Here is a 5305-nt window from a genome sequence, read left to right as displayed (position 1 = left end):
GGTCGCTATAGTGACGACTGGCAACGTGCTCACCTTTATAACCCACGTAATGTTGTACCTGAGTCCAAAATGCCGTCCTACCCTTGGTTGTTTACAGCTATCGTAGACCACAAAGGTACTGCTGCGAAAATGGAAGCACTTCGTACAGTAGGCGTTCCCTACACCGACGAAGACATTGCCGGTGCAGCAGAAGCGGTGAAAGGTAAAACAGAAATCGAAGCTATGGTTGCGTATCTACAGCAGCTTGGCACCGTTCTTAAGAACAAGTAAGAACCAATATTATGGATATCAACACGTTACGCGGTCTATCTACCATCTTGGTCATGATCGCCTTTGTCGCCATATGCTTATGGGCCTATAACGGCAAAAAGAAAAAAGATTTTGACGATGCAGCCAACCTGCCCTTTCAGGATGACGATATCGCGGAACGTACCTTGAGCGAAAAAGAGAGAGAAGAACATGACTAGTTTTTGGAGTGTATGGGTCTCAGTCATTATTATCGGTACTTTGATCGGTAGTACATGGCTGCTAGTAGCCACCCGAAAAAGCCAAACTACAGATGAAGAGACTGAACAAAAGATGCCCCATGCCTTCGATGGGATCGAAGAGTACGATAATCCACTTCCAAAGTGGTGGTTCCATATGTTTATCGGTTCAGTTGTTTTTGCATTCGCATACGCATTGCTGTACCCGACTTTAGGTAACTTCCAAGGTTTCTTAGGCTGGTCTTCTACCGGTCAATGGGAAGCAGAAGTTGCTGAAGCTGATGAAAAGTACACACCTATATTCAAAGCCTACGCGGCAAAGCCAATTGAAGAACTCGCCAAAGATGCCGAAGCAATGAAAGTAGGACAGCGTTTGTTTGCTAATAACTGCTCAGTATGTCACGGATCAACAGGTCGCGGCGCATTAGGCTTTCCAAATCTGACTGACCACGACTGGTTATATGGTGGAAGTCCAGACGCGATCAAAACCACCCTCCTGTATGGTCGAAACGGTCAAATGCCTGCCAAAGGTTTAAATCCCGCTATGAGCAAAACTGACATACAAAATATGACTCATTACTTACTTTCGTTTAGTGGACGTAGTGATGATAAAGCAGCTGTTGATGCCGGCGCAGCGATGTACCAGACTGCCTGTGCAGCCTGTCATGGGGCTGAGGCTAAGGGTAATCAAGCCGTCGGCGCACCAAATCTAACAGATGATGTTTGGCTCTACGGCGGCACGGCATCTAAGATCAATCAAACACTCACTTATGGTCGAGCAGGCGTAATGCCAGCACAAAAAGACCTACTTGGTGAAGACAAAGTTCACCTACTTGCAGCTTACGTTTACAGCTTATCTAACAAATAAGACTGTCTGAGACTCGTGGGCCTGGCTGAGTAGCCAGGCCCACTCTCACAGAATATAAGATCTCTTCTCTAGACAGCCTTTGCTCATCACAGACTTTCTAGAAAAGAAACCTTTCCTCCACTAGATATGGAAGCCGTTGCCTATGTCTAAGAAGATCCCAGCCCAAAATATCGAACCCGGTACGCAGAAACTGGAAGTCTACGGCCAAGATTCAAAGCAAGCAGACGTCAGTAAGACCGTCGAGCTCTACGAGTCTCGAAAAAAAATCTACGTCAAAAAAATTGCCGGTCTTTTTCAGCGAATCAGGAAGTTTTCACTCTGGGCCTTGATGGCCATGTACTTTTCAATTTGCTGGATATCAATCAACGGCCAGCAACTGGTTCATTTCGACCTCCCTGCACGTAAATTCCATATCTACGGCATGACATTCTGGCCACAAGAGTTCGTTCTTTTAGCACTGCTTCTAATCATTTGTGCCTACGGTCTGTTTTTCGTCACCACCCTTTTTGGGCGCGTCTGGTGTGGTTATACCTGCCCACAAACTTCCTGGACCTTTATTTTCATGTGGATTGAGGAAAAGGTTGAAGGGAGCAGGAACCAACGAATGAAGCTTGATAAAGCGGAATTCAGCTCTGAAAAGATGATCAAAAAGACCCTTAAGCACACTCTTTGGTTATTGGTCTCCTTTGGCACCGGCCTGACCTTTGTCGGTTATTTCTACCCTATTCGTGAGTTAGTTCCAGATCTGTTCACCTTTAGTGTAGTCGACGCCTGGGCAATATTCTGGATTGGCTTCTTTACAGTTGCAACCTACCTGAATGCTGGCTGGTTACGTGAACAAGTTTGTTTATACATGTGCCCTTATGCACGCTTTCAATCTGTAATGTTTGATGAAGACACACTTGTTGTTTCCTACGACAAAGGTCGTGGAGACCCAAGAGGAAGCCGCAAACGTAATGTTGATTATAAAGAACAAGGCCTTGGCGACTGCGTTGACTGCGGCATGTGTGTACAGGTTTGTCCAACGGGCATCGATATTCGTGATGGGCTTCAGTATGAGTGTATTGGCTGCGCCTTATGCGTCGACGCCTGTGACTCAATCATGGACAAAATGAAGTATGACCGAGGTCTAATCAGCTACACCACTGAGAATGCCCTCATCGGTAAGAAGAGCCATATACTAAGACCCAAAGCCATTGCCTACGCTGTATTATTACTCGGCATGATGGGTGCGTTTGCCTATTCCGTTGCAACACGTGTTCCACTAGAGTTAGACGTAATAAAAGATCGGGGCGCTTTATACCAGCTAACGGGTTTAGGTAAAATCGAAAACACTTATATTCTCAAAGTTATGAATATGAGCGATGAACCCCATGATTTTGACATTACCGTCAAAGGCATTGAAGGGATAAAGATTACCACACCCACTACGGTATCCGTGAAAGCCGGAGAAGTATACACTCAACCAACTAGCATAGAAGTCGACCCCATACATATGGAAGTCACCCACTATGATATTGAGATTACCGTCAAGGCTACAGATAACCCAGACTTGGTCGCATCAAGCGAAAGCCGCTTTTTAGGCAGCGCTGAATAAAGCGACACAATAGAAATTAACTAAGCACAACCGAGGTAATGAAATGAAAGCAGCACAAGATGAACAAGCTAAAAAACCATGGTTCAAACAGCCGTGGCTTTGGTTTGTCCTGAGCGTACCTATTGCTTCGGTTATACTCAGCAGCATTATGGTAACTGTTGCTGTTGTTGGTCGTGACACTCTGGTTAGCGACAACTATTACAAGGATGGCATGGGTATAAACCAGACGATTGAACAAGATAATATGGCGGATGACCTCGGCTTGAAACCAACCTTAGAAATTGTTGATCAAGCCATCATTATTGAGCTAGTCGGTGACAAGTATCACCCTACTCTCCAACAACAAGCCTTTTTAACCTTGAAGATTCTACACCCAACCGTGGGAGACCAAGATCAAGTTATCAAGCTTCTGCCGACACCATCAGGCCAGTTTGTTGGAGATTTAACATCACCAGTTGATGGCCGTCGATATGTCGACCTCTATGCCTTTGACGAAAGCTGGCGGATTAGAGAAGAAGTCACCTTCCCGACAGGAAAAGTAACGCTTAATATAGGTGGCACCGAAAATAACGAGACTGCTAGCAAGTCGCAGGACTAGGTTGGCAACACATGTGCAAGACTTGCTACCACTGCAATGAAGAGATTCCAAAAGGCTTTAGCGCAAAGATTGAGATTGGCGGAGAACAACAATCGTTTTGTTGTTATGGTTGTTTAGCGATCGCAGAAACCATTGTCTCTGGTGGTCTCGATAACTTCTATCAACACCGCACTGAAGCCTCATTAAAGCCCGACGACTTCACCGACGCACAACGCGATGAACTACTTCTTTATGATGACCCGGCGCTACAAACTGACTTTGTTACGGTAGATGGCAAACAGTCTGATGCTGCACTTAGTATCTCAGGAATTACCTGTGCCGCTTGTATTTGGCTCTTAGAGCGCGAAATCAGCTCACTTCCCGGCCTGATAAATCTATCAATCAACCATACGACTCACAAAGCGCTACTTAGCTGGAACAATGAACAGATCAAGCTAAGCAAAATCCTGATTAAAATACGCAAGCTAGGCTACAAAGCCTTCCCCTATCAGGAAGACAAAGCGAGACAACTTGCCGAGAAAGAGAAACGCAGCGCAATGTTTCGTATCGCTGTCGCTGGTATAGCGGCGATGCAAAACATGATGTTTTCAGTCCCCTTGTATCTAGGCATCTATAGCGGTATCGATGCCGAGTTTATCTCCTTCTTTCGATGGGTCAGCATGTTAATGTGCATACCCGTTGTGTGCTTTTCAGCGCTACCATTTTTTCGAGCGGCCTTACGTGACTTGCAAACACGTCATTTAACGATGGACATCCCTGTATCGCTCGCTATCCTGACCGCGTTTTTTGCCAGTGCTTTCCTGACGATAAACGGCGAAGCAAGCATTGAGACCGATGTCTATTTCGACTCAGTTGCGATGTTTACCTTCTTCCTATTGCTTGGCCGGTTTATGGAAATGCAAACTCGCCATAAGCACCTGAACAGCGATGCCGAAATGGGTAAACTATTGCCTACAACAGCGATCATTAGAACCGAAGATGGCGAAAAAAGTAAACCTGCTCACCAGCTTGAAATTGGAGAGGTACTGGTGGTTAGACAGGGCCAAGTATTTCCTGCCGATGGCGTGGTTATTGAAGGTGTTTCCAAAGTCGACGAGTCAGCCCTCACAGGAGAGTTTCTCCCCATTGAAAAAGCGCTTGGGGCTCAGGTAAGTGGTGGCACCGCTAATGTCGAAAATACCTTATTCGTTCGCATTACCGCTACTCCCAAAGAGAGCCGTGTCGCAGCGATTATTAAGCTCCTTGATAAAGCAGCAAGTGAGAAGCCCAAAACCGTATTAATGGCAGATAAAATTGCCAGCCATTTTGTAGCAGGTGTACTATTCGCGGCTTGCGTCGTTGGTCTCTACTGGTACTTTAATAACCCCGACGAAGTGTTCACCATTGTTTTATCTGTTTTGGTTGTTACCTGCCCTTGCGCTTTATCTCTAGCAACACCAACTGCAATGACCAGTGCCAACACATTCCTTCGCAGCAAAGGCTTCTTAATCACCAAATCTCATGCGCAAGAAGCCATGAACCAGATTACTGATATTGTTTTTGATAAAACAGGGACACTAACCAAAGGTGAACTCAGCATTTCTGGTGTGAAGCTTTTTAGTCACTGCGGAGAAAGTAAAGCGCTTGAAATCGCTGCCGCACTAGAACACCACTCCAGCCACCCGATCGCCAAGCCTTTTTCTGAATTTTTCACCAGCCCAGCCGAAAGGGTTACAAACCATCTTGGAAAGGGCCTCGAAGGTTTTTTTCAGGGGCAA

The 5305-nt window shown here is 45.8% G+C and carries 6 protein-coding genes; all 6 read left to right on the top strand.

From position 1 onward, the window contains the following. The coding region (locus A3766_RS12910; RefSeq protein WP_197479560.1) for a cbb3-type cytochrome c oxidase subunit II at positions 1-270 on the top strand (270 nt) is incomplete at its 5' end. 11 nt (positions 271-281) lie between these two features. Continuing rightward, on the top strand, positions 282-467 hold the full coding sequence (locus A3766_RS12905) for a CcoQ/FixQ family Cbb3-type cytochrome c oxidase assembly chaperone (protein ID WP_068509685.1): 186 nt from the start codon (positions 282-284) through the stop codon (positions 465-467). Then, positions 460-1353 (top strand): cytochrome-c oxidase, cbb3-type subunit III, encoded by an 894-nt coding sequence (ccoP, locus tag A3766_RS12900; RefSeq protein ID WP_068509683.1) that lies wholly within the window; start codon positions 460-462, stop codon positions 1351-1353. The genes A3766_RS12905 and ccoP overlap by 8 nt, the downstream gene beginning before the upstream one ends. A gap of 142 nt (positions 1354-1495) precedes the next feature. Beyond that, on the top strand, positions 1496-2950 hold the full coding sequence (gene ccoG / locus A3766_RS12895) for a cytochrome c oxidase accessory protein CcoG (protein ID WP_068514732.1): 1455 nt from the start codon (positions 1496-1498) through the stop codon (positions 2948-2950). 43 nt (positions 2951-2993) lie between these two features. After that, the gene (locus A3766_RS12890; protein WP_068514731.1) at positions 2994-3548 is read left to right on the top strand and encodes a FixH family protein; all 555 of its coding nucleotides are present in this window, start codon (positions 2994-2996) and stop codon (positions 3546-3548) included. A gap of 11 nt (positions 3549-3559) precedes the next feature. Then, the coding region (locus A3766_RS12885) for a heavy metal translocating P-type ATPase (protein WP_068642320.1) at positions 3560-5305 on the top strand (1746 nt) is incomplete at its 3' end.

Source organism: Oleiphilus sp. HI0132, from assembly GCF_001635845.1.
The sequence above is the reverse complement of the archived record's forward strand: the minus strand, read 5'-3'. Positions and strand labels throughout refer to the sequence as shown.

Excerpts from the sequence above, each read along its gene's own strand:
- A3766_RS12905 (WP_068509685.1), top strand. The coding sequence starts at position 282 with ATGGATATCAACACGTTACGCGGTCTATCTACCATCTTGGTCATGATC.
- ccoP (WP_068509683.1), top strand. The coding sequence starts at position 460 with ATGACTAGTTTTTGGAGTGTATGGGTCTCAGTCATTATTATCGGTACT.
- ccoG (WP_068514732.1), top strand. The coding sequence starts at position 1,496 with ATGTCTAAGAAGATCCCAGCCCAAAATATCGAACCCGGTACGCAGAAA.
- A3766_RS12890 (WP_068514731.1), top strand. The coding sequence starts at position 2,994 with ATGAAAGCAGCACAAGATGAACAAGCTAAAAAACCATGGTTCAAACAG.